The organism is Desulfosarcina alkanivorans (assembly GCF_009688945.1).
GTDB lineage: Bacteria > Desulfobacterota > Desulfobacteria > Desulfobacterales > Desulfosarcinaceae > Desulfosarcina > Desulfosarcina alkanivorans.
This window is the reverse complement of the sequence record NZ_AP021874.1, coordinates 4,494,503-4,520,422: the sequence shown is the minus strand read 5'-3', so window position 1 is coordinate 4,520,422 and position 25,920 is coordinate 4,494,503. Positions and strand designations below refer to the sequence as shown.

Sequence of the window (25,920 nt, the reverse complement as noted above, 5' to 3'; positions counted from 1 at the left end):
TCTCATGTGCTTTCTATCACGCCATGGGCCCTGGCGCAACCGGCGGAACCGTCGGGCGGGGCCCTCATCGGGGTGCCGTCACGTGTCCAGGGTGACGATGCCCAGGTAACCGTCCACGGTAATCCGGTCGCCGGTGTGGATCAGGGTGGTGGCGTCGGCCACGCCGGTGACGCAGGGCAGGCCGTATTCGCGGGCGATAATGGCCCCGTGAACCAGCATGCCGCCCCGGCGCTCCACGATGGCCGCTGCCAGGGGCACCACAAAGGTCATGTTGGGGTCGATGGCATCGCAGACCAGGATTTCGCCGGCTTTGAACCGGAACAGATCGTCCACCGCCGAGATCACCCGCGCCGGACCCACGGCCAGACCCTGACCGGCGGGCTGGCCGATCGCCTGGCGGGCCCGCATGACGAAGTCCCCGTCGGCGGTGACCCCTGCCGCCGGGCCCAGACCCGGCCGGCCCTGATGCTGGACGGGTTCGTCGATGGCCTCCTGTTCGCCGGCGATGTCGGGCCGCGCATCCGGATCCGACAGCAGGGTGGCCACCTGTGTCGGGGTGAGGACGCCCACGTCCACCCGGTCGAGGACGCCGATGCGTCGTTTTCCCTCGTCGACGGCCTTGAGCAGCTGGGCCTCGATGCGGGCCAGGACGATGTTGTCGTTGTCGCGCAGCCGGTAGCTGGACCGGCCGATTTCCAGGATCTGCCGGGCAAACCCCTGCCGATCCGGGGGAAACCGGTTGATGAAGTCGGCGGTCAATGCGGCCATGTCCGGTTTCCCGGCCACGGGCCCGGGTGTGCGTTGGGCGGCCATCTCCAGCAGCAGGCGGACCAATCCGGACCGGTCCTTGAAAAAACGAACCGATTTGAAGGTCAGGTCTTCATATCGGGCCAGGAATGCATTCAGGTGTTCGGTAAAGTCAGGGGGGGCATCGTCCGGTGCACCGGCGGTCAGCTGTTCGCGCAGCCGATCGCTCTCCCGGATCATTCCGGCCAGCCGCTGCAGGTCGCGGTTGCGATCAAGCCCGGTCATGCGGGTCTCGCCCAGCAGGGCGGTGAAGGCGTAGGGGTCGTCGGGTCTGACCAGGTCATTGTAGACCTGGCCGAACAGCCTGGCCCCGTGGGCAAAGGGGATGAAATCGCGCCAGTAGACATCCACCCAGTGCCGGTGGATGCGCATGCGCGTCCGGATGGCGTCGATCAGCCCTTCATCGGAAAGCCCGGCCGGGTCGGTTCGGGAGAGCCGCTCGGCCTCGGCCGCCATTTGCGGCAGGAGTTCATCTTCGATGCGGCGGTGCAGGGTTTTCAGGTTGTCGAAACTGCGCTTGAGGCTCAGGTACCAGGGGCGCTTGTCCGCCGCCGACCAGGCGTTGCCGTCTGCCGACGCATCCCCGACCGTGGTCACCGGCCGGCTCTGGAGCAGAAACAGCCTGTCGCCCCTGACCGTCCACTCCACGTCCTGGGGCCGGCCAAACGTTTCCTCCAGGTCCATGGACAGGCGGAACACCCGGTCGAGCGCCCCGGCCGCCAGCGGCGGTTGGTTCTTTTCGGCATCCGTCAGCGGCATCGCGGCGACGCCGTCGTCCACGGGACGGAGGGCCTGCCGGCGCACGGCCGGGGTGTGTTCCAGAACCCGACCGCTTCGCCGGTCCAGGTTCCACCGATCCGGGGCGATGGTGCCGTCCACCAGCCCCTGGTTGAGTCCGTAGACCGACTCGACCACCGCATGGCCGGCGCCATCGGGGCTCATGGAAAAGGCCACCCCGGAGCAGTCGCCGTCCACCAGCCTCTGGACGATCACCGCCATGGCGCTTTTCTGCATGTCCATGCCCAGCTCCCGGCGGTAGAGCAATGCACCGTCGGACCACAGGGAGGCCCACACCAGGCGGATGTGCTCGAGGATGGCATCGGTGCCCCGCACATTGACGTAACTGTCATGCAGGCCGGCAAACGAGGCGCCGGACCGGTCTTCCTGGGGAGACGATGAACGCACGGCCACGGCATGACCGCCGAAACGGGCTTCAAGTTCAGGTGTGAGAGCGTCTTTCAGGCGGCCGGGGATGGGCGTACGGAGAAAAAGACTGCGGATGCGCAGGGCCATGTCCCAGATTTCCTCCCAGCGCATCGCCGTCAGGGGAAGCCGGCCCAGCTCCATGGCGATGCGGGTGCCCAGGCCGGTGGTGCGCAGGACCTCCCGGTAAACGGCCGTGGTGACGCACAGACCGCCGGGGACGGTGATCCCCCTGCGCTGCAGGGCGGCCAGGGCCAGGGCCTTGCCCCCCACCAGTCCCCGGTGGCGCGGTTCGATGCCCTCGAAGGGGAGGATGCCCGTCATGGGGCCACGATCCGGTCTTCCCGGATTTCCAGGATGGTGACGTCCTGGAAGTGGGCCACCACATCGTAGCGCCGGACGGCCACCTCGATGATGGCCGTGTTGGGCGATCTGACGAAGTCGGACATGTGGGGCTGCTTGCCCAGGTACACGCGCCGGGCCCCCTCCAGCCGGTTCTCGGGAACCTCGGCGGCATCGCCCGAGATGGTCACGGCCATGGCCTGGCGGATGTCCGTGGCCATGTTGGCGCTGTTGTGCACCAGCAGGGAAACCGAGGGATTTAGTTTGAGGTTGCTGTATTTACGGGTGGCCCGGGGGGTGCACACAAAAAGGGTCTTGAGGTCATCCGCGGCGGCAAACGCCACCAGGGTGGTGTGGATCCGGTCCGTGCTGCGGGTGGCCAGGACGGCAAAGTACTGCTCGGCAAACAGGGTGGCGAGACGGGCTTTTAATTCACGGATGTCCTTCATGGGTCTGTTGCCTCCGGCACGACGGTCATCCGCGGGATGAAACCTTGTTATTCCGGATTCCCGTTCGGGTTACATTTCCAATGCGACCAGATCCTGGTAGGTCTCCCGCCTGCGCGCCAGGGTGACCCGCTCGCCGTCCACGATGACTTCGGCGGCCCGTGGCCGGGAGTTGTACTGGGAGGACATGGTGAAGCCGTAAGCGCCGGCGGAAAAGACGGCCAGACCCTCACCGGGTTCCATCGCCGGGAGCATCCGGTCCTGGGCCAGAAAATCGGAGCTTTCGCAGATGGGACCCACCACGTCCACCATCATGCTTTCGCGGCCCCCGGGGACCACTTCGCCGATGCGATGGTAGGCGCCGTAAAGGGAGGGCCGCACCAGGTCGTTCATGGCCGCATCCACGATAACGAAATTTTTGGCCCGGGTTTTTTTGGTGTAGAGAACCCGGGTCACCAGAATACCGGCGTTGCCGGCGATGGCGCGCCCCGGTTCAAGGATGACGGTCAGGTCTCTTTCTGCCAGGGCCCCGGCGATGGCCCGTCCCAGATCCGCGGGCAGGGGCGGGGCCTCCTCGTTATAGGTGATGCCCAGGCCGCCGCCCAGATCGAGGTAGCGGATGCCGACCCCCGAACGGGCGAGCCGGTCGGCGAAGGCCAGCAGTTTTTCCAGGGCTTCCACAAACGGTCCGATGCGGGTCAGCTGGGAGCCGATGTGGCAGTCCATGCCCACCGGATCGATTGCCGGGTGATCCCTGGCCAGCAGATAGGCGTCGGCGGCGTCGCGCATGTCCAGGCCGAACTTGTTTTTTTTGAGCCCGGTGGAGATGTAGGGATGGGTTTCGGGGTCCACGTCTGGATTGATGCGGATACTGATCCGGGCTTGCGTTTTCAAGGCGGCGGCGATTCGCCCGATGTGCTCCAGTTCCTGCACGGATTCCACGTTGAACATGAGAATGCCGGCCGCCAGGGCCTCCCGGATTTCGTGGGCCTGCTTGCCCACGCCGGAGAAAACGATCTTTCCCGGGTCGATGCCGGCGGTCAGGGCCCGGTGCAGTTCTCCGCCGGAGACGATGTCCACGCCGGCCCCCAGACGGCCCAGAAGGCGCAGGAGGCTGATGTTGGAATTGGCTTTTACCGAAAAGCAGGCCAGGTGGCTCAGCCCCCCTAATGCCTCATCGAACGCGTTGTAATGGCGCCGAAGGGTTTTGGCCGAATAGACATACAGGGGCGTGCCGAATGTTTCCATCAGGTCGGTGACGCGTTTGTCTTCCGCCCACAAGGCGCCGTCGCGGTATTCGAAATAATCCATGGTTGGGGTCCTTCGATCGGATAATAAGTAGCCGTTGCCATCATATTAGCACTTAAACTCAGTTCAGGTAACACCTATTTTGCCGGCAACACCGGGGAGGGGACTTCAGGCCGGGTCGACGACAGAAGGGCGACGGGTTGTCGGACTCATCGTCCTGGCTTGGTGATGGGGTAGACCCGGCCGCCAGAGAGCGCCATCAGATCGGCCATTTTTATCTCGACGGTCTGCGTGTTTTTTCCGCTGCCGCAAAATACGGTTCCTGCGTGCCGCAGCGCCTCATCAAAAACGATCCGGATATCGCTGCGCACAGGAAAAGGGCCTACCCCGCCGACCTCGAATCCCAATCCGGATTCAACCTGATCCGGAGCGATCGACCGCAGGTCGGTGCGTTTGACGGCAAGGGCGGCCGCCAGCTTTTTGTAGTGTATCCGGTCGCCGCCTTTTACGGCAGCCAGAATCCAGTCCGCGTGCCTGATTCTGAACACCACCGTTTTGATGAGATCGTGGGTCAGGTGGGGGACTTTTGCGGTTGCCTCGTCCATGGTGGTAACGGGCACGTGGTCGTGAATGTGAAAGGCGGCGCCGCTTTGTTCAAGCATTTCTATGACGGTCGGGTATACCATGTTCTGTCACTCGGGGCGATGGGGTTGCGATGCGGGGGCCATCCGCTGCCGGGCCCTGGATCACGGACGGTGCGCCGGCAGCAGGCGATTGCGGTTTCATCGGCCCAGCCCGGCCTTATCTCCCAAACAGACCGGAGGCGTGTCACGGCCACGCCGGAAACGGTTGCCCTTGGGCGGGAAAAGACCGGATGCCGGATCACGTCCGGCACGACGTGGCCGGCATCTTCAGGTGCCACCGGAATAAACGGCTTGCGGCCCGCGCCGGCGGGGTTAAAGCATGGTGAGGTACCGATCGACCTCCCATGGCGTGACATGTTTCATGAATTCGCCCCATTCGCTTTTCTTCAATTTGATGTATTCGTCGGCGATTGGCCCCAATCCGGACTTGACGACCTCATCGGCCTCGAGCGCTTCGATGGCTTCGAGCAGGTTTTGCGGGAGCAGCAGCATCCCGCGCTCGCGGCGCTGATCGTAGGACAGGTTCCAGACGTTTTCCCCGATGATCGGCTCGCCGGGATCGATTTTATTTTTTATCCCGTCCAGCCCGGCGGCCATGTGGGCGGCCATGAACAGGTAGGGGTTCACCATGGCCGACGGTGACCGGTCTTCGACCCGATTGTTGTCCGGGCACCGGTAAAGCTGGGTGCGGTTGTTGTCCCCATAGGAGGCAAACGACGGTGTCCACGTGTAGCCGGATGCCGACGAGTAGACAAATTCACCGCTCTGGATGCGACGGTAGCAATTGACGATGGGCGACGAGATTGCCGTCAGGGCGCCGATATGCTTCAGCAGGCCGCCGATATAGTAGATGGCCGTTTCGGACAGTCCCAGCCCTTTGATGTTTTCGGCTTCGGAGCCGGCCGGGAAGAGATTTTCCTGATTACGGGCGTCGGCGACATGGAAGTGCAGATGGGCGCCCGATCCGGTCTTGTCGTCAAAGGGCTTCGCCAGAAAGGTGGCGGTGGCGCCATATTTGGCGGCCGTCTGGCCGGCCAGCATCCGAAACCGGACCAGCCGGTCGGCCGTATGCAGGGCGTTGGTCCAGCCGAAGTTGATCTCATACTGGCCGTTGGCATCCTCATGGTCGCTCTGGTAGATGCCGAACCCCATCTGGTTGCCGAAGCGGATGATGTCCTGCAGGTAATCCATGGTCTGGCTCATGCCTTTAAAATCGTAACAGGGTTTGGACAGCACATCGATGCCCTGCGGGTCCCAGGCTCGGAGGGTTCCGTCCGGCCCTTTTTCGACCAGGAAATGCTCGGGTTCGAAGCCGCCGTTGAGCAGGTACCCTTCGCATGCGAAAAGATCCATCATCCGTATCAGGTTGGTGCGGGGGCAGTAAGGCCAGGGGACGCCGTCAACGTAGATATTGCAGCTGGCGATGGCGACGTTATCCTTCCATGGCAGCTGGCAGAAGGTATCCAGGTCCGCCCGGGCCATCAAATCGTGGCTTTCCGGTCCCTGTCCCATCCCCCAGACGGCCGCCCCCGCAAAACCGGCACCCGCCTCGACGATATCGTCGAAGCACCCGACCGGCACCTGTTTGACCTTGGGACTGCCGTGAATATCGATGAATTGCGCCAAAAGGAATTCAATTCCCTGTTCCTCCAGTTGTTTGCGCACCTGTTCGCGCTTTTCTGCATCCGATGCGGCCTCTTTTTTCATTGCGACGACTTGATTCATTGTTTCATCCCCCTGTTAAGCGTAAACGTATATGGCTTCGGGCTTCAGGCGCCGGTTGATCCGTCGTTAAAATCCTTCCCGTTTGACTTGACCGGACGCCAGCGGAATCCCGATGGCTTCGGCAGTGGCCATGCTGATGCAGCGCATGTCTTCGGGCTCCAGGTTGTGAACATCGGTTTTTCCGGTGCAGCGGGCAATGATGGCGATTTCCTGGGAGGTGGCCGTGATCCAGTTGTCGAGGTCCGCCGCCAGGGATGCCGGTGGTGCCGCGTCCGGAAAGATCAGCCGGTCACCGTCGAGCACGCCGCCCATGGCCAGCCCCGGTGCGAGGCTGAAAACGGAGGCCATGCAATTCATTGCCAGGGCCTTGGCCACATCGGTGCCCGAGCGCATGCCGCCGAAGTTCACCAGGGCGATTTCCTCCTCCCTGCCCAGCTGCCTGAGGGTCTGGATGGCGTCCCGCAGGACGGTCAGGTCGGGCGTGGCCGTCAATTCACACCCGGGCCGATCGATCCCGGCCGTGCAATCCAGAACCAGCAGGTCCATCTGCTGTTCCAGGGCATGGGGAATCGCCGTGGGGAGGGTCTGGGACGACACCGTCATGCCGAGCAGCTGGTCCGGTCGCAGGCGTTTCATGGAAACCCCTTCCCATCCGGAGCTGCAGGCAAAGATCAGCCCGTCGGCCTCGGGATCCGGCAAATCGGCCGCCCGGAGGAGCTGAAGCCACTTGACGGGTTGCTTTCCGGTTGTCTCCACGGCGCCGGGGGAAAGTGGCCGGCGGCCGATGTAGGCGCAGCCCTTCCTGGCCAGGCTCGTGGCCAGGGCTTCACGGACACCCGCCGGCGCCTCGTCGAAGCCGGTGATCAGCAAGGGCTCCGAAAGCGGCAGGCATGGAATCTGCGCCGGCCTTTTGCCCACCTCCATCCAGCGGCTGATATCGGTTTGGGTGCTGCACGCTTCGCGGTAGGGGTCGATCACCAGCCGGGTCAGCGCCGCCGACAGAAAGACCACGTCATCCAGGCAGGCGGGGCGTTCCGCCGGAAATGGATTCTCGCGCGGCACCAATAACCCCCGCAAGAGCCGCTGCCGGGTCTCGGCATCGCCGGCATCCGTGCCGGCCATCTCCCGAATGAAGCGGCGGTCGCCGCGCGTAAAATTGGCCGAGCCGGTTTCTCTTCCCTTTGTCGCTTCACGGCCGGCATGGCCCGGCGCGACCGTCAACGGCTTCCGGTATTCGGGGCAATACGGCAGGCGGGTCATTGCGGCCGCTTCCGGGGTGAGGGCCACCAGGTCGTCCCGTGACAGCTGCCGGACATCGCTATGGCCCAGGGCGCGGGTGATCGCGGCCATCTGCCAGCGAAAGGATTCCAGGTAGGCATGCATCTTCAGGGCGACCTGCCGGGCGTCCAGGCGGCGGGTCTGCGTCTCGTCCTGGGTGGCCATGCCGACGGGGCAATTGCCGGAACTGCAGTCCATGCAGCCGGTGCAGCCGCCGGCCACCAGCATCCCCGTGCCCAATCCGACGGCGGCCGCGCCCAGGGCAATGGCCTTGGCCGCATCGACGCCGTTTTGGATGCCCCCCATGAGCACGATGGGAAGCTTGCCGCCGGCATCGATCTCCTCCAGTCCGTCCACGGCTTCCATGAGTGCCGCCATGGTGGGAATCCCCACGTATTCCGACACTTCATCGCCGGCGGCCCCGGTGCCCCCCTGGAGCCCATCCAGCTCGATAAAATCCAGTCCGTCCTTGAAGGCGATCTTGACGTCGTCCCGCGTGCGGCCGCCACCCAGTTTGAGGCTGACCGGAAGGCGCCCGCCGACCGCTTCCTTGAACTCCCGGACCTTCATGATCAGGTCGTCGCCGCCCAGGATGTCGGGGTGGCGGGACGGCGAGCGCAGGTCCATGCCGGCCGGAATACCGCGCATGTCGGCGATGTCGCGGGTCAGCTTGGCGCCCATCAGCTGGCCGCCGAGGCCGGGTTTGGCCCCCTGGGAAATGTATATTTCCAACCCGTCCGAGCGTTTCATATCGTGGATGTTCCACCCCAGCCGACCGGAGAGGCACTGGGCAATCAACTGCCTGGCTTCCGCCCGTTCCACCGAGTACATGCCGCCTTCACCGGTGTTGTCGGCAATGCCCGACAGGTGGGATGCCATCCCCAGGGCCTGTTTCATGACCGGGCTCAAGGCCCCATAGCTCATGGGGGCGATCATGGCCGGCATGCTCAGGTCGATGGCCCGCGCACCGTGCCGGTCGCCGATCAGGGTCCTGAGGTTCACCGGTCCTTCCCCACCGTCTTTTTCGATTGCCCCGGAGATATCCTTTCTAAAGGCCAGATCACTGAAGTGGGGCAGGTGCCGGGTGGTTCCATACCCCCGGATGCGGTAACGGCCGATCTTGCTCTTGACCCGAAGATCCTGTTGTACTTTTTCGTTCCAGTAGGACGCGGCCGCTCCGGAAAAGACGGGGTAAGGCATGCGGGTGGATGCCGGTTCGGGCTTTCCGTATTTCAGATCCTTGCCGGCACTGACGATTTTCCGGAAGGCGCCGGTGAAAGGGATGCCGTAGCGGTCCAGAAATTCGAAAATCGATTCGATCTCCGCGGCGCCGGCGTCGGTTTCCATGGCGTCGCAGCCGATGGAGTCGATGGTGCCGCCCACGAAAATCTCACCCCCGGCCATGTTCTCACCCACCTGCGGGCCGGAGTCGCCCAGGATGATCAGCCGGCCGCCATACATCATATAGCCGGCCATGAAGCTGGCATTGCCCCCGCAACACAGGGTTCCTTTTTTCATCACCTGCCCGGCTCGGCTGCCCATATTGCCTTTGATCACGATTTCGCCGCCCCGCAGCGCTTCCCCGGCGATGGCGCCGGCGTTGCCCTCCACGACAATGGCACCGGAAAGCAGATTGTCGCCGACGCCCCAGCTGACGTTTTTGCGCACACGAATCCGTGGACTGTCGCTCAGCCCGCCACAGAAATATCCGGCCGACCCACGGATATCGATGGCGACGGGATTGGTCAGGCCGACGGCAATATAGTGCCTGGCGTCCGGGTTGAGGATCTCTACATCCTGATGGATTGCGCCGTATCCCTTGATGACTTCATTTGCCGTTTTGATCGGCATGGTCGAAAGATCAATCGTAGCCATATATGTTTGCCTTTGTGAGTGATTGCTGTATTTAAACATCGTGAGAACACCGGCCTGGGGCCAAGGATGCTGCTTGTCGATGATCAAAATTCAATTCCGGGACCACAACCCGCAGGTCAGCGGCGCCGGTTCGGTCGTCTCCAGGGCGCGTCCCGGAAAGAGCCGGTTGAGGCCGACTTCTTCCGAAGAGATGGCGATCAGTTCCTCATCCTCGTATTTGACCATGGGCTTGGCGGCCAGTTTGTCTTTGGCGTATCCGATGGCGTCCCGGGTGGCGACCAGGTAGGAAAACGTCCCGTCCAGGTCTTCCAGGCTGCTTTCCAGGGATGCTTCCAAAGAGATGCCCCGGCTCATCTGATAGGCCAGGTAGACGGCGATCAGCTCGGTATCGTTTTCTGTCTGGAAGCGCATGCCCCTGCGTTCCAGACGCCGGCGCATGATCCAGTAGTTGGTGATCTGGCCATTGTGCACCGTGGCCACATCCGAAAACCCGCAGGCCCAGAAGGGATGGGACGTGTCCGGGTGAACCCCGGATTCGGTCGCCAGGCGAATATGGGCGATGCCGTGATTGCCGTCGAAGCGGGCGATGTCGTATTTCTGCGATAGACCGACGGGCTGTCCCACGTCTTTGATGATATCCAGGCTGGATCCGATGGAGACCAGGCGGGCCTTGCTTTCGAGCGCATGGGTCAACGCCAGCACATCACCGTCATAAGCGACAATGGCGCCGTATGTGCAGCCGAGGGTTTTCTCCTTTTTGATGAGGACCTTCTGGCCGGCAAGCAGTTCGCGAATGTGCCGGATCTCCGCTTCGGGTGAACGCGTGTCCGAGAGAAAAAACCGCACCCGCAGCAGGCGGTCCATCGGTTCGTGATAAAGCGCCCATCCGGCCGAGTCCGGCCCGCGGTGCAGGGTGGCATCGAGCATGGCGGTCAACGCCTCTCCGGTGGTCATGTTCAGGGTATTGCGCTGCCCATTTTTAAATAGAAGTCCTGCGATTGCACACATGGCGCTCTCCTTTTTCGCATCCGATGACGTCACGTGATCGGATGGCCGGGAGGCCGTTCTGCAAACGGCGCCGTGACGCCCGGGCGCCGTCGGACGCAGCCGGGGTATCCGTTTTTGCCGTGGTTACAGAGCGGCCGGACTATTCAGAAAATCGGGGAGAGACAATGACGGACAGGAACCGGATCGGCAGTTCGACCAGTTCTTCGGGACCATGGGTGGTGTCCGCATCGAAAAAGAGCGAATCACCCGGTTCCAACATGTAGGATTTGTTACCGTGCAGGTAGAGCAGTTTTCCCTCCAGCATATACAGAAACTCCATGCCCGTGTGCTGGAATAGGGGGAACACTTCGGATTCGACTGTCAGCGTGATGAGATACGGCTCCACCGAGATGGATTTTCCAACGCTGTGGCCCAGCAATTGGTATGCGTGGCCGGCGCGGGTCCCTCTTCGCTCGATCACCAGGCCCTGTCCCGCGCGAACAAAACTGGCGTCCCGCCGTTCTTCATACTTTCGAAAAAAGGCGGTTACCGGAATGTTCAGTGCATCGGACAGGGATTGCAATGTGGACAGCGACGGCGACGCATTGCCATTTTCAATCTTGGACAGCATGCCAATGGACAAGTTCGCCAGGTGGGCCAGTTCGGCAATCGTCAGGTCCATTTTTTTCCGGAAGCTGCGGATCTGGCTCCCGATGGCAATCTCCAGTTTGTTGGACTGACCGGAGCGCCTGGATGGGTCGATTTGCTTTTTCATTCGATGCCTGCTGAACACATTGCCGGTTTTATCCGTTCTCGGACTGCTTGGGTGACGTGTCGGGCTCTTTTAACAGGTAACAAAAACGCCGTCAATTCTCCCGGCCCCTTTACGGTTGCCTTAAATTAAAATATTTTTATTATAATGAAACATTTTTGAGCGACCTCATCCCTCCCGGCCCCGATGCCGCCGTCGGGCCTTGTTGAGGGGTTTTCGCCGTTATCCAGTAACCGGCGCGGGATGATCCACCGGGGTTAGGGTATCCAATGATCGGGTGAAGTGGGCCGGGGGAGAGAATTCCCGGCCCACTCGGGTTGCCTCAGCCTGTTATACCCGCAGGCTTCAGGGCGCCAGATTGTGCTGCGGGAAGGCCGTATATGCCGCCCCGCCATGTTCGCCGATGTCCAGCCCCTCTTCTTCTTCCTCAGGGGTGACCCGGAGTCCGATGGTGTGTTTGATTGCCAGGAAGAGAACCATCCCGGTGCCAAATGCCCAGATAAAACCGATCCCGATACCGATCAGCTGAGCGAAAAGAACGGTCATGCTGAATTCCTCGACGCCAAAGAAGGCATAGGCCAGGGTTCCCCATGCCCCACAGACACCATGGACACTGATGCAGCCGACCGGGTCGTCTATTTTGAGGGTCCGTTCAATGAAAAGGACGCTGAAGACAACGAGAACACCGGCAACCAGGCCGATCATGAATGCACCGGTGACGCTGACCACATCCACTGCCGTGCAGATGGCCACCATGCCGGCCAGAAATCCGTTGACGGTCATGCCGACATCCGGTTTTTTCATGTATGCCCATATCGCGATGATGGCGCCGATGCCGCCGGCTGCCCCGGCAATGTTGGTCATCACGGCGATACGGGCCAGGTTGCCGTCGAATGTGGTGGTGCTGCCGGGGTTGAAGCCGAACCATCCCAGCCACAGGATGAAACCGCCGATGACCGCAAAGGGCAGGTTGTGTCCGGGAAGGGCCTTGGGCGTTCCATCCGGCGCGAATTTGCCGATTCGCGGACCGATGACCAGTGCACCGGCCAGGGCCAGCCACCCGCCGATGGAGTGAACGACCGTGGACCCGGCGAAATCGTAAAAGCCGACGCCCAGGAGTCCTTCCAGCCACCCGCTGCCGTCCAGCAGGCTGCCCCAGGCCCAGCTGCCAAATACCGGATAGATGAAGGCGCAGATGACCACACTGTAGGCCAGGTAGCCGGTGAATTTGGTCCGTTCGGCCACGCCGCCGGAAACAATGGTGGCCGTGGTGGCGGCAAACACGCACTGAAACAGCCAGAAGGGAAATCCCCATTGGGTGGCGGCCGTGCTGCCCAGCCAGAACAGGGATTCATCGGGGCCGGCGAACATGAGGTGAAAGCCGATGGCCAGAAAGGCGATGGTGCCGATACAAAAATCCATGATGTTTTTCATCATGATGTTAACGGCATTTTTCGCCCGTGTGAAACCGGCCTCCAGCATGGCGAAACCAGCCTGCATGATAAACACCAGAAAGGCGGCAATGCAGGTCCAGAGCACATCTCCGCGATACTGCATAATCTCGATAGCCGACAGGTAGCGAAAGACGGTGAACTGCCGGGCGACCCCATCCACCTCGACCGCGATCTCTTCTGCAACGGGAGATGTCTCATCCCGATAGGCACCGGAGACCGGCAGCTCCTTCTGGATGTCTGCCTGGCTTTTGCCTTGAAACAGTTCGGCCGGGAAGGCCCTGAGCGCAACATCATCCGTTGCCGGCTGGGCGGCGCCGGCCGGGAAAAGCATTCCCCATGCCATCGTGAGTAATACGACCATCAGCGTAATCGACCAAGCCCGTGTCTGTTTCATCTTTGATCTCCTTGTGTTGACGTGCATCCAAAAATAAAAAGTATGCCTATATCGCCTCGACGCCCGACTCCCCCGTACGGATGCGGACAACGCGTTCGACCGGCAGCACGAAAATTTTGCCGTCGCCGATTTTGCCGGTGTTGCCAACGCGCATGATCGTTTCGACGGTTTTTGTACACATATCCGTATCCACGATGATTTCCAGTTTGACTTTCGGCACGAAATCCACCTGATACTCCGCTCCCCGATACACTTCCTTATGCCCCTTCTGGCGGCCGAAGCCCTTGACTTCGGACAAGGTCATTCCCTTGATGCCGATTTTACTCACGGCTTCTTTCATTTCATCCAGTTTAAACGGTTTGATGATGGCTTCGATTTTTCTCATCCCGCAATACCCCTTTCTCTTGAATTGGCCCCGTGGCTCCTGATCGTATAGGCGTACTCCAGCAAGAGGTGTTCCAATCGAACCGGTCAACCCCTTGCGGGTCAGGTAACCCCTGTTTTAACAGTGAAAAATATTTTCATTTAATGAAAATCGATGGGTCGGTGGCAGGCGGGGGGTGCGACAACAAAACGACAATGTTGTCTGTATTTAGGGCTTATATTACTATAATGTAATATTTGGGGGCGCTGGCGGGATGCCGTCCGGGCCGCCCGGCAAGGGGCGACGCCATGGCGGCGACGGGTATTGGGGGGGACATTCCAAATCGGGGGAAGCGGTCAATTGCGTGGCCCCTTACCTCCGCGGCAGGTCGCAGCATTCCTTCTCCGGCAGGTCGGTCCGTCCCATGAGGAACCGGTCCACGGCGCGTGCCGCCTCCCGGCCTTCGGAGATGGCCCAGACGATCAGGGACTGGCCGCGGCGGGCGTCGCCGGCGGCGAAAACACCGTTTCGCGACGTCATGTAGTCGCTGCCGGTGTGGATGTTGCCCCGTTTGTCCAGCGCCAGGTCCAGCCGGGCCACGATGGTATCCGGCTCCGGTCCGGTAAAGCCCATGGCCAGCAGCACCAGGTCCGCCGGCCATATTCGCTGGGATCCGGGCACTTCCTCGAATCGCACGGGACGGCCGGATTCCTCGACCCACTGCACGGCAACGGTTTCCAGTGACCGCACCCGGCCCGTGTCGCCGATGAAGCGTTTGGTGAGGACATTCCAGTGGCGCCTGCCGCCTTCCTCATGGGAGCTGCTGCTGCGCAGGCGCATGGGCCAGTAAGGCCAGGGCTGGGACTCGGGCCGATCTTCCGGCGGCCGGGGCAGCAGCTCGAAATTGATCACCGATGCGGCTCCCTGGCGGTGGCTGGTGCCGATGCAGTCGCTGCCCGTGTCCCCCCCGCCGATGACGATGACCTGCCGGCCACCGGCATCCACGGCCACGGTCCGTGTTTCGCCGGCGATCACGCGGTTCTGGCCGGTGAGAAACGCCATGGCAAAGTGGACGCCGTCCAGTTCGCGGCCGGGTATGGGCAGGTCCCGCGGCCGGGTGGCGCCGCAGCACAGGACCAGTGCATCGAAGTCGGCGCAAAGGCGTTCTGCGCTCAGGTCCACGCCGGCATGAACCCCGGTTTTGAAGGCGATGCCCTCTTGCGCCATCAGGTTCAGCCGCCGGTCCACCACCTGTTTTTCCAGCTTGAAGTCGGGGATGCCGTAGCGCAGGAGTCCGCCGGGCATGGCGTCGCGTTCGAACACCACCACCGTGTGGCCGGCGCTGTTGAGCTGCACGGCACAGGCCAGGCCGGCCGGGCCGGAACCGACCACGGCCACCGTTTTTCCCGTGCGCCGCAACGGCGGCTGCGGACGCACCCAGCCTTTCTCGAATGCTTTTTCGATGATCGTTTTTTCGATCTGCTCGATGGTCACCGCCGGGGCATTGATGGCCAGTACGCAGGCTTCCTCGCAGGGGGCCGGGCAGAGGCGGCCGGTAAATTCTGGAAAGTTATTGGTGGCCATGAGCTGCCGGAAGGCCGCTTCCCACCGGCCGTGGTACACCTCGTCGTTCCAGTCGGGGATGCGGTTGCCCAGCGGGCAGCCGGCGTGGCAGGTCGGCACCCCGCAGTCCATGCAGCGGGCGGCCTGGTCGCGCAGCGTCTGTTCAGGAAAGGGCCGGTAGATCTCCCTGAAATCCCCGACCCGCTCTTCAACCGGCCGCCGGTCGGGCAGCTGGCGGTCGTGCTCCATGAATCCCGTGGGTTTTCCCATGATCGTTATCCCTCCATCGACCTTTCCTCCGGGCTCAGGCGGGCCAGGGCCCGTTTGTATTCCCTGGGCATCACCTTGACGAATTGCCCTTTCAGCGAAGCGGGGTGCGCCGGGAGCCGTTCGGCAACCGAACTGCCGGTCGCGGCGGCATGCGCTTGTATGAGGCCTGACAGTTCCGTGGCGTCGTCGTCGGTCAGGGGGTCCAGGTCCACCGATTCCCGGTTGCAGCCGAACTGGCGGAACCACCCGTTTTCGTCTTCCAGCACATAGGCGATGCCGCCGCTCATGCCGGCGGCGAAATTGCGCCCCGTGGGTCCCAGCACCACCACGCGGCCGCCGGTCATGTATTCGCAGCCGTGGTCGCCCACGCCTTCCACCACGGCCTTCGCGCCGCTGTTGCGCACGCAGAAGCGCTCCCCGGCCCGGCCGCGGATATAGGCCCGACCGGCGGTGGCGCCATACAGGGCCACGTTGCCGACGATGATGTTCTCCTCGGCGGCAAAGGCGGCATGGTCCGGCGGCCGGATGGCCAGGACGGCACCGGAAAGGCCCTTGCCGAAATAGTCATTGGCATCCCCCTTGACCCGCACGGTGACGCCCCGGGCGCCGAAGGCGAAAAAGCTCTGGCCGGCACTGCCGGTCGCCCGGATCACGATGCTGTCGTCGGGCAGCCCGAGGCCGCCATGGCGCCTGGCGATCTCGTAGCTGAGGCGGGTGCCCAGGGTGCGCCGGACATTGGTGATGGCCAGATCTATGGTTACGGGCGGTCCGCCTTCGAGGGCCGGCAGGGCCTGCCGGATCAGGTCGCTGTCCGGCGGGCCGTCCGCGTCGTTCATCAGCCCCCCGGGAATGCACAGCCGCTCGATGTGCGGCGGCGGCTCGGGGTGGTGAAGGATGGGACTCAGGTCCAGGCCCTGCGCCTTCCAGTGCGCCACTGCCGGGCTGATGTTCAGCCGGTCCACCCGGCCGGCCATTTCCGCGATGGTGCGAAAGCCCAGGCGGGCCATGATCGTGCGCAGGTCCTCGGCAATGAATCGCATCAGCCGGATCAGGTGTTCGGGCCGGCCGGTGAATTTTTTTCTCAGCTCGGGGTCCTGGGTGGCGATGCCCACCGGGCAGGTGTTCAGGTGGCACACGCGCATCATGACGCAGCCCAGGGCCACCAGGGAGATGGTGCCGAAACCGAATTCCTGGGCACCGAGCAGGCAGGCCACGGCCACGTCATGGGCCGTTTTGAGCTGGCCGTCGCACTCCAGCACCACCCGGTCGCGCAGGCCGTTTTGCACCAGGGTCTGCTGGCTTTCGCTCAGCCCCAGCTCCCAGGGCAGGCCGCCGTAGCGGATGGACGTGAGCGGGGATGCGCCGGTGCCGCCGGTTTCGCCGCTGATCAGGATGACGTCGGCGCCGGCCTTGGCCACACCGGCGGCCACCGTGCCCACCCCGACCTCGGAAACCAGTTTGACGTTGATGCGGGCCCGCGGATTGGCACACTTGAGATCATAGATCAGCTGGGCCAGGTCCTCGATGGAGTAGATGTCGTGGTGGGGCGGCGGCGAGATGAGCCCGACCCCGGGTGTGCTGTGGCGGGTGCGGGCGATCCAGGGGTAGACCTTCTCCCCGGGCAGCTGTCCGCCCTCGCCGGGCTTGGCCCCCTGGGCCATTTTGATCTGCAGCTCCACGGCGCTGGCCAGGTAGCCGATGGTGACACCGAACCGCCCCGAAGCGATCTGTTTGATGGCGCTGTTGCGCCAGTCGCCGTTGGGATCGGGATCGAAACGGTCCGCGTCCTCGCCCCCTTCGCCGCTGTTGCTCCTGCCGCCGATGCGGTTCATGGCGATGGCCTGGGTTTCGTGGGCCTCCCGGCTGATGGAACCATAGGACATGGCGCCGGTCTTGAAATGCCGGACGATGTCGGTCCAGGGCGCCACCTCGTCCAGGGGCACCGGCGTGCCGGCCGGAATGAAATCGAACCGCCCGCGGATCAGTCCCTCCTGCCGGTTGAGGCCCTGCACGGCCCGGCAATAGCGCTGCCAGGCGGCCTGGTCATCCTGGCGCACGGCCTGCTGGATCAACGGGATGGTTTCCGGGTTGTACTGGTGGGCCTCGCCGTCCCGGCGCCACCGGTAGCGGCCGCCCGGGGTCAATAGCGGGTCAGCTGCGGCCGGCGCGTCGATCATCCGGCAGCGCGCCTCGATTTCCCGGGCAATCACGTCCATATCCGCCCCGCCGATACGCGAGACCGTGCCGGTGAACCAGCGGTCCACCACGGACCGGTCCAGGCCCACGCATTCGAAGATCTGGGCGCCCCGGTAGCTTTGCAGGGTGGAGATGCCCATCTTGGACATGACCTTGAGGATCCCCTTGTCAACGGCAGCCGTGTAGTACTCCCGGGCCGTATGCCGGCCGGTGCCGTCCAGGCGCCCCGTTTCGGCCAGCCGGTCGATGGTGGCCAGGGCCAGCCAGGGAACCACCGCCCCGGCGCCATAGCCGAGCAGGCAGCAGACGTGGTGGATCTCGCGGGCCTCGCCGGTTTCGACGATCAGGCCGCATTCCGAGCGCATGCCGGCATCGATGAGGCCGTGGTGCACGGCGGCGGTGGCCAGCAGGGCGGGCATGGGGGCGTGGCCCTCGGGAATATCCCGGTCGGAGAGGATCAGCAGGCGGGCGCCCGCTTCCACCTGCCGGGCGGCATGGCGGCACAAGGCCTCCAGCGCGCGGGTCAGCCCCTGCCCGCCTTCAGCAAGGGGCCAGCAGATGGACAGGTCCGCCGACTGCAGGTCCTCGTGGCCAGATGCACGGATGGCCGCCAGGTCCTCCGGTGTGAGGATCGGCTGCGCCAGGTGAAGCTGGCGGCAGTGCAGGGGCGTTTCGGCAAAAAGGTTGCGTTCACGGCCGATGGTGGCGGAAAGCGCCGTGACCAGCCGCTCCCGGATGGCGTCCAGGGGCGGATTGGTCACCTGGGCGAACAGCTGGCGGAAATAGTCGTAGAGCAGCCGGGGCCGTCGGGAAAGGATGGCCAGGGGGATGTCGTCGCCCATGGACCCGGTGGGTTCGATCCCTTTTTCGGCCATGGGGCCCAGGATCAGTTTAAGGTCCTCGGCGGTGTAGCCGAAGCGCTGCTGCTCGCGGTTCAGGTCGTCGCCGGAGGGGGCCGGCGGCGGACCGGCCGGCGGCAGATCGTTCAAATGAAGCAGGTTTTCCTGCATCCAGCGCCCGTAAGGGCGTCTGGCGGCCATGCTCTCCTTGATCTCGTCGTCATGGACGATGCGGCCCTGCTCCAGATCCACCAGGAACATGCGGCCGGGCTCAAGCCGGCCCTTGAGGGCCACGTCGGCCGGGTCCACCGGCAGCACGCCGGTTTCCGAGGCCATGATCACCCGGCCGTCCCGGGTCACGGTGTAGCGGCCGGGCCGCAGGCCGTTTCTGTCCAGCACCGCGCCCACGTTGATCCCGTCGGTGAACGCAATGGCCGCCGGGCCGTCCCAGGGTTCCATCAGACAGGCGTGGTAGGCGTAAAAATCCTTTTTGGCCCGGCTCATGGTCTCATGGTGCTGCCAGGCTTCCGGAACCAGCATCATCATGCACTGGGCCAGGGGCCGGCCGGTGTGCAGCAGCAGCTCCAGGGCGTTGTCCAGGGTGGCCGAATCGCTGCCGCCGGGGGTGGCGACCGGGATGAGGTCCGCCATGCCGTCACCGAACGCACCGTCGCGAAAGAGCGGTTCGCGGGCGCGCATCCAGTTGATGTTGCCCCGTACCGTGTTGATCTCTCCGTTGTGGCACAGATAGCGAAAGGGCTGGGCCAGGTCCCAGGACGGAAAGGTGTTGGTGCTGTAGCGCTGATGGACCAGGGCCAGGGCGCTGGCCATTTCCGGGTCGCACAGGTCCGGGTAAAAGGCGCTCATCTGGTCCGCCAGCAGCATGCCCTTGTAGACCAGGGTCCGTGACGAGAGACTGGCGATGTGAAACAGACCGCCTTCGGGATCAACCGGACGGTGAACCCGGCGTTCGGCGCTTTTGCGCATGAGATACAAGCGGCGTTCGAAGGACACGGCATCCTCACGGGGATCGGCCTTGCCCACGAACAGCATACGAATCTCGGGCATGACCCGGCGGGCCAGGTCGCCTGCGGCCTCCGGATTCACCGGCACCGCCCGCCAGCCCAGAAAGACCAGCCCTTTCTGATGGGCGGCATCAGCCAGCGCGGATTGAGCCGCCCGGCGCCGATCCCGGTCCGTGGGCAGGAAGACCAGGCCGGCGGCATAATCCGTTTCGGCCGGCAGAGGAACATTCGCCTCCCGGGTGGCTTTTTGCAGGAACCGGTGGGGCTTTCGGATCAGGATGCCGGCGCCGTCGCCGGTGGTTTCGTCGCAGCCGCAGGCACCGCGATGGGTGAGGTTCACCAGGATCTGCAGGGCATCCCGGACCAGCTGGTGGCCGGGGCGGTTGTTGAGGTCGCAGATCATGCCGACGCCGCAGGCGTCGTGCTCGAATCCCGGATGGTAAAGACCGTTATGAGGCGGGCGAGGGGCTGTCGTGATGCCGGCAGGGGGCATGGTGTCACCGCACTTTCTTTCAAGTCATGTCCGAATGGAAATAACGTTTGCGAATAGAGTGCAAGCTACATTCCGTTTATGGACCACCATCGGGGGGTTTGGCAAGCCCCTTGATCGGCCTGCCCCGCATTCGGGTGGTGGTGGGGGGAACAGTGGCCTAAATCCGTGCGGGCCTTTACTACAAAATCGTACATATGTTGTTCCAAAAGTTTCATTTTTGTTAATATTTACACCTGCCGGTTCCATTTTTGGCGGTTTTCAGCCTGATACTGGACCCGGTACAGGAGATGCATTATGTTAGCCATTCCCAAACCGATTCTCCCATTGATCTGAAAGGTTCGACCACCGATGACCGGCAAACGGCAAGATCTGCTGAATATGCTTTGTGACCTGAGCGATTTGTCCGCCCTGGTCACCGGCAGTGAAAATATCGAAAATTTTCTCCAGCGCACCGTGGTCCTGGTTTCCGAGCATCTGGGGACACCGGTGTGCTCCATTTACCTGCACGACGAAACGGCTGACGAACTGGTGCTCAAGGCCACCGTCGGACTCAATCCGGAAGCGGTGGACCGGGTGCGCATGGGGCCCGGCCAGGGACTGGTGGGCACGGTGATGGCCTCCCGAAAGCCGGTTTGCGAGGGGCGCGCCAGCAAGAATCCGCGGTTCCGCTATTTTCCGGAAACCGATGAGCTGCCCTATGAATCCTTCCTGGCCGTGCCCATCCAGAAGGGTGTGGTCAAGATCGGTGTCCTGGTGGTGCAGCACACCGAACCCGACTATTTCGAGACCACGGATGTCACGGCCTTGAAGGCCACCGGCGCCCAATTGGCCGCGGTATTGGAAAATGCCCGCCTGCTCATGGATCTGCAGCGCATGTGCCGCATTCCCGAACGACCGGTGTGCAACCTGGGGTTTATCAAGGGACAGCGCGTCTCCGGTGGATTTGCACGCGGCCGGGCCACGGTATGGGGAAAAAGCCACGCCCAGCTCGTGGCCGGCTCCCGGGAATCGGAAGGCGGCACCATGGCCGATTTCCGAAGGGCCACAGCCAGAACCGCCGATCAGCTGGACGTCCTCCAGCAACGTTGCGCCGAGCGGCTGCCGGAGAGTGCGTCCCTGATTTTTGCCGCCCATTTCATGATGCTCAAGGACCCTAAATTCATCGACAGCATGGCCGCAAAAATCGAAGCTGGCCTGCCGGCCACCCGGGCGGTGCGGGAGGTGGCCGGCAAATACATCGACCTGTTTGCCGACAGCCCCCATCCGTATATCCGGGAAAAGGTGGGTGACATCGAAGACCTGGCCGGCCGGCTGCTCGGCAACCTGGCGCCGCCGTCAACGGATGACAGCCAGGACAGCACCGGCAGGGTGGTCGTCGCCCGGGCCCTGTACCCGTCGGAACTGCTGAAGCTGTCCGCCGAATCCGTGGCGGGCATCGTGCTGGCCAACGGCGGCGTGACCGCCCACGTGGCCATTGTCGCCCGTTCCCTGAAGATTCCCATGGTGGTCGTCCAGTGCCCGGAACTGCTCCATCTGCCTCCCGATACCCTGGTGCTGGTGGACGGGGAGGTGGGCAATGTCTACGTGGATCCTTCCGCGGACATCGTTGACCGGTTCGATGCCCGCAACCGGGCCCGGCAGCAGGTGGCCGCCCGCCCAACGTCGATGCCGGCCGGCACCGCGCGGACAACGGACGGCACGGCGGTCGACCTGCTGGCCAACATCAACCTGCTGGGGGAACTGCCCCTGGCCCGGCGGATGGGTGCGGCGGGCATCGGCCTTTACCGGACCGAATTTCCCTTTCTCATCCGGCCCTCGTTTCCATCGGAGACCGAGCAGTACCTGGTCTACCGTAAGGTGGTGTCGGCCATGGGCGACCGGCCGGTGGTGTTTCGCACTCTGGACCTCGGCGGTGAAAAGACGCTGGCCTATTCGGATGCCGCCAAAGAAGCCAACCCGGAGCTGGGCTTGCGGTCCATCCGGTTCACCCTGGCCTACCGGGATATTTTCGAGCAGCAGCTCCGTGCCATCCTGCGTGCCGCCGCCGGCCGCGAGTCACTGGGCATCATGTTTCCCCTGATCTCTTCGCCGGACGATTTTCTGCGTGCCAGACAGGTGCTGAACGACTGCATGGATCGCCTCGAGGCGGAGGGGCTGGACCACCACGACCACCCGGCCATCGGCATGATGGTGGAGTTGCCCGCGGTGGTGGAGACCATGGCCGAGTTTGCCGCCCTGGCCGATTTTTTCGCCATCGGCACCAACGATTTCGTCCAGTACATGCTCGGTGTCGACCGCGGCAACAAGCGGGTGGCCGACTATTATCGACCCGAGCACCCGGCGGTGCTGCGGGCGCTTGAGCGGGTGGTGAGGATTGCCGGGGCGCATGACAAACCGATCAGCATCTGCGGGGAAATGGGCCACGACACGGCCATGATTCCTTTCCTGCTGGGAATCGGCATCCGACGGCTGAGTCTCGACCCCCAGTTCATGCCCGGCGTGAACCAGTGCATCGCCGGCCTGGAAATCAACCGATGCCGGAACCACGCCTTGGAGATGATGGCTGCGGGAAGCATCGCCGGGGTTCAAAAATGCCTGGCCGGATTCTGAAAGGGTCAGACCACCGGGCGCTTTTTCCGGCATTGATTCCGCATACCGGTTGGTATAGAATCCATACCGGTTGCAGGCGTTGGACCGTCACCTTAATGATCCACCCCTTTTCGTTTAACCTGACCAGGAACTCCTGACTATGAGATCGTCCACCGTTGTTTCCGTCCGTGTTCTATGTGCGTTTATGGTCATGGGTTGGTTCGCTTTCGGTACCGTCACCCCGGTGTCGGGTCAAGAGCCGGCGCCAGCGGTCAGCAATGCTGCAACCCCGCCCGTGATCCCCAGCCTGGCCGATGTCGTCTACCAGGCCGGCGCCCTGTCGCAGCGCCTCTCCGTACTTAAGAACAGGCCTGCAGCCGTCGACAATCTGCAGAAACTGGAATTGCGGCTCAAAGCCGCCAGCACAGAGGCAGACCGGTTCAACCTCCGGCTGAGCCTCCTCAAGGATGAAGACCTGCAGAGTTATCAGCAGCTGGCCGCACTGAAGGGGGAGGTCCGCAGCGAAGCCGACGCCGTCCAGCGCGTTTCGGAAGCCCTCACCGAGGCGATCCGGGAGGTGGAGGCGCGCCGCCACGCCTGGCTGGCGGAAAAGAACCGCTGGGATGGGTGGCGCTCTCAGCTGGGGGCGGATCTGGCATTAAAGAGCGTTGCCGATGCCTTTACCCGGGCCGGCACGGATATTGGCGAGGCGCTGGATATTATTTCCCGAAAACTGGAGCCGCTGCTGGCCGTTCAGCAGCAGGCCGGAGATATCGGGGCGAAATTCGGCAGCCTTACCGATCAGATCGACGCCATGATGGCGCAACAGCGTGGCGAAACCCTGCGCGGCGGCATGCCTGCGATGTTTTCCATTGCCTATCTGCAGGAGCTGATTGAACTGACCCATGAACCCGCGCGGCTGATCAAGCCACTGATTCAGCCGGATCCGGTGTTTTTTGAGCAAAATTGGTGGGTCATTGCCCTTCAGGGGGTCGTTTTCGCCTTCATGTTTGCACTGGTTCGGCGATACCGGCCGCGTCTGCTCGACCATGCCGATCGCCGGTTCCTGGCCAAACGACCGGTTTCCCTGTCGATTTTTGTGGCCATCTTTACCCTCTCCTTTCTTTACGGGCCGTCGCCGACCCTTTGGCGCGTCGTGGTACAGACCGTGGCCGGGGTCGTGACGGCCAGGCTCGTTTCGGCCTTTGTCAAAGAACCCTGGATCAAGCGGGCCATCTACATCCTGATCCTGGTGACCATCGGATTTCAGGTGCTGCTGGTCCTGAGGGTGCCCATGGCCCCCATGCGTCTGTTTCTCCTGGCCTGGTCCGTGGCCGGCCTGGTCTATTTTGGCTGGCGGAGCCGGTCCGTGGCCGCCGCCGGCAAGCCGGCCTGGCAGGTGTGGCTGTTCCGGCTGATTGTTGCGGTGTTTACCCTGGTCGCTGCGGCGGACGTCATCGGCTTTGGCAATTTCGCCGTCCAGATCATGGACGGTGCCATCCGCACGTCGATTCTGCTGCTCATGGGGTGGGCCATGCTCCGGCTGGTGCGCGTGGCCCTGAATCTGGGCGTCGAGTTTCTGCCCATGGACCAGTTTTCCTTTCTCCGCCGGAATGCCGACACTATCCTGCGGCGGGTCATCTTTCTGACCAACACCCTGATCGTCGTTTTCGTGGCCGCCAACCTGCTGGTGGTCTGGAAGTGGTATGCTTTTCCCGTGGAGGCCCTGCAGGCTTTTTTCACCTTCGGGGTCACCATGGGCGAGCAGCGAATAACCGTCGGTGTGGTGGTGACGGCCGGTCTGATCCTCTATGGTGCATTCGTTTTTTCATGGGGTCTTCAGGCCCTGCTCATGGAAAATGTGCTTAACCGCGGCCAGATGGATACCGGTGCCCGGCTGTCCATTGTGCGCCTGGTCCATTATGCCCTGGTGCTGGTCGGCTTTCTGATTGCCCTGTCCGCCCTGGGATTTGAGTTGAAAAACGTCACCATCATCGGTGGCGCGCTGGGCGTCGGTATCGGTTTCGGCATGCAGGCCATCGTCAATAATTTTGTTTCCGGACTGATTCTGCTGTTCGAGCGACCCGTCAAGGTGGGCGATGTCATCCAGCTCAACGACGGCCAGCAGGGGCGCGTGCTTAACCTGGGGCTGCGGGCAACAACGGTGCAGACGTTCGACCGTGCCGAGATCGTGGTGCCCAACGGAGACCTGATCGCCAATCAGGTGACCAACTGGACCCTGGGTGACCGCGGCATGCGCCTTTCCATTCCGGTGGGCGTGGCCTACGGTTCCGATGTGGAAGCGGTGATGCGGGTGCTCATGGCCGTGGCCACGGAAAGTGACCGGGTGCTCAAGGATCCCCAGCCCGTGGTGCTGTTCCTGAATTTTGGCGACAGCTCCCTGGATTTTCAGCTGCGGGTGTGGATTGCCGATTTCAATGACCGGCGAATCGTCCAGAGTGCCCTGATACGGGACATCGACCGGCGGTTCCGTGACGAAGGCATCGAGATTCCTTTTCCCCAGCGGGACCTGCACCTGCGCAGTGTGGACGACAATGCCGCCATCGGCGTGAAGGGCGCTTCATCCCCGACCTTAGCGAAAGGTGAAGCCTGAATGAATGCGATCATTGACCTGATGAAAGCCCACCGGTCGATCCGTAAATTTGCGGACCGGGAGGTGGATGACCAGACCCTCGAGGCGATCGTTGCGGCAGCCCAATGCGCGGCCACTTCCCATTTTGTCCAGGCATACACCGTCATACGGGTGCGGGACATGGCCAAGCGGCAGGCCCTCGCCCGCCTTGCCGGCCCCCAGGCCTGGGTGGCCAGCTCCCCGGTGTTCCTGGTTTTCTGCGCCGATCTCAACCGGCTGGACGCCGCCTGCCGCCTCCATGACACCAGTGCGGAAAAGGGGTGGGCCGAGCAGTTTGTCACCGCCACCGTCGATGCGGCCCTGCTGGCCCAGAACGTGCTGCTGGCCGCCGAGTCCCTGGGCATGGGCGGCGTGTTCATCGGCGGCATCCGCAATGACCCCCAGACGGTGTGCGACCTGCTGGACATTCCCGACCAGGCCTATCCGGTTTTCGGCATGTGCCTGGGGTGGCCGGCCCACGACCCGCCCCCCAAACCGCGCCTGCCGGTCGAGGCCGTGCTGTTTACCGACCGTTATCCGCCGCAGCATGACCCGGATATGTTCGGGGCCTATGACCGGACCACCAACCACTATTACCTGAATCGCAACAGCAACCTCAAAGATGAGACCTGGACCCGGCAGATGGCCGACTTCATGGGCCGGGTGATCCGGCCCCACATGAAACCCTTCCTGGAGAAAAAAGGCTTCTTCCTGAAATAAAACGGAAGCGCGCCAACGGTTAAAAGGCCAATCCCGATTGACGGACGACCTTCC

General features: G+C 63.0%; 15 protein-coding genes. 3 read left to right on the top strand and 12 right to left on the bottom strand.

Annotation, left to right across the window (positions count from 1 at the left end; all coding sequences use genetic code 11):
- Positions 1–78: 78 nt before the first annotated feature.
- The 12 genes from DSCA_RS19715 to gltB all read right to left on the bottom strand — a co-directional run bounded on the left by DSCA_RS19715 (position 79) and on the right by gltB (position 19,925).
- Positions 79–2,334, bottom strand: coding sequence for a PEP/pyruvate-binding domain-containing protein (locus DSCA_RS19715; RefSeq protein WP_155318055.1), 2,256 nt, complete (start codon positions 2,332–2,334; stop codon positions 79–81).
- Positions 2,331–2,801 carry a pyridoxamine 5'-phosphate oxidase family protein gene (locus DSCA_RS19710; protein ID WP_155318054.1) on the bottom strand — a complete coding sequence of 157 codons (471 nt, stop codon included), beginning with the start codon at positions 2,799–2,801 and terminating at the stop codon, positions 2,331–2,333. The genes DSCA_RS19715 and DSCA_RS19710 overlap by 4 nt, the downstream gene beginning before the upstream one ends.
- Before the next feature lie 69 nt (positions 2,802–2,870).
- The gene (gene lysA, locus DSCA_RS19705; RefSeq protein ID WP_155318053.1) at positions 2,871–4,109 is read right to left on the bottom strand and encodes a diaminopimelate decarboxylase; all 1,239 of its coding nucleotides are present in this window, start codon (positions 4,107–4,109) and stop codon (positions 2,871–2,873) included.
- Positions 4,110–4,255: 146 nt separating this feature from the next.
- On the bottom strand, positions 4,256–4,732 hold the full coding sequence (locus DSCA_RS19700) for a YbaK/EbsC family protein (RefSeq protein WP_155318052.1): 477 nt from the start codon (positions 4,730–4,732) through the stop codon (positions 4,256–4,258).
- A 270-nt stretch (positions 4,733–5,002) separates the two neighbouring features.
- Complete coding sequence (glnT, locus tag DSCA_RS19695; protein ID WP_197904635.1) at positions 5,003–6,415, bottom strand: type III glutamate--ammonia ligase; 1,413 nt, start codon at positions 6,413–6,415, stop codon at positions 5,003–5,005.
- A gap of 66 nt (positions 6,416–6,481) precedes the next feature.
- Complete coding sequence (locus DSCA_RS19690; RefSeq protein WP_155318051.1) at positions 6,482–9,568, bottom strand: glutamate synthase-related protein; 3,087 nt, start codon at positions 9,566–9,568, stop codon at positions 6,482–6,484.
- 90 nt (positions 9,569–9,658) lie between these two features.
- Positions 9,659–10,576 carry a class II glutamine amidotransferase domain-containing protein gene (locus DSCA_RS19685; RefSeq protein WP_155318050.1) on the bottom strand — a complete coding sequence of 306 codons (918 nt, stop codon included), beginning with the start codon at positions 10,574–10,576 and terminating at the stop codon, positions 9,659–9,661.
- Positions 10,577–10,715: 139 nt separating this feature from the next.
- Positions 10,716–11,330 (bottom strand): helix-turn-helix domain-containing protein, encoded by a 615-nt coding sequence (locus DSCA_RS19680; protein ID WP_155318049.1) that lies wholly within the window; start codon positions 11,328–11,330, stop codon positions 10,716–10,718.
- A 342-nt stretch (positions 11,331–11,672) separates the two neighbouring features.
- Positions 11,673–13,175 (bottom strand): ammonium transporter, encoded by a 1,503-nt coding sequence (locus DSCA_RS19675; RefSeq protein ID WP_197904634.1) that lies wholly within the window; start codon positions 13,173–13,175, stop codon positions 11,673–11,675.
- A gap of 46 nt (positions 13,176–13,221) precedes the next feature.
- Positions 13,222–13,560, bottom strand: coding sequence for a P-II family nitrogen regulator (locus tag DSCA_RS19670; protein WP_155318048.1), 339 nt, complete (start codon positions 13,558–13,560; stop codon positions 13,222–13,224).
- Between the two features lie 351 nt (positions 13,561–13,911).
- Positions 13,912–15,372 carry a glutamate synthase subunit beta gene (locus DSCA_RS19665; protein ID WP_155318047.1) on the bottom strand — a complete coding sequence of 487 codons (1,461 nt, stop codon included), beginning with the start codon at positions 15,370–15,372 and terminating at the stop codon, positions 13,912–13,914.
- A 5-nt stretch (positions 15,373–15,377) separates the two neighbouring features.
- Positions 15,378–19,925, bottom strand: coding sequence for a glutamate synthase large subunit (gltB, locus tag DSCA_RS19660; RefSeq protein WP_155318046.1), 4,548 nt, complete (start codon positions 19,923–19,925; stop codon positions 15,378–15,380).
- Between the two features lie 348 nt (positions 19,926–20,273).
- Between gltB and ptsP the strand changes: the two genes are divergently transcribed.
- From ptsP to nfsA, 3 genes are all read left to right on the top strand, one after another.
- Entirely contained in the window at positions 20,274–22,535 is a 2,262-nt protein-coding gene (ptsP, locus tag DSCA_RS19655; RefSeq protein WP_155318045.1) for a phosphoenolpyruvate--protein phosphotransferase, read from the top strand.
- Positions 22,536–22,674: 139 nt separating this feature from the next.
- Positions 22,675–25,128: a mechanosensitive ion channel domain-containing protein gene (locus DSCA_RS32305; protein ID WP_197904633.1), complete on the top strand. Its 2,454-nt coding sequence runs from the start codon at positions 22,675–22,677 to the stop codon at positions 25,126–25,128.
- Positions 25,129–25,866 (top strand): oxygen-insensitive NADPH nitroreductase, encoded by a 738-nt coding sequence (nfsA, locus tag DSCA_RS19645; RefSeq protein ID WP_155318044.1) that lies wholly within the window; start codon positions 25,129–25,131, stop codon positions 25,864–25,866. It begins immediately after the preceding gene.
- Positions 25,867–25,920 lie beyond the last annotated feature (54 nt).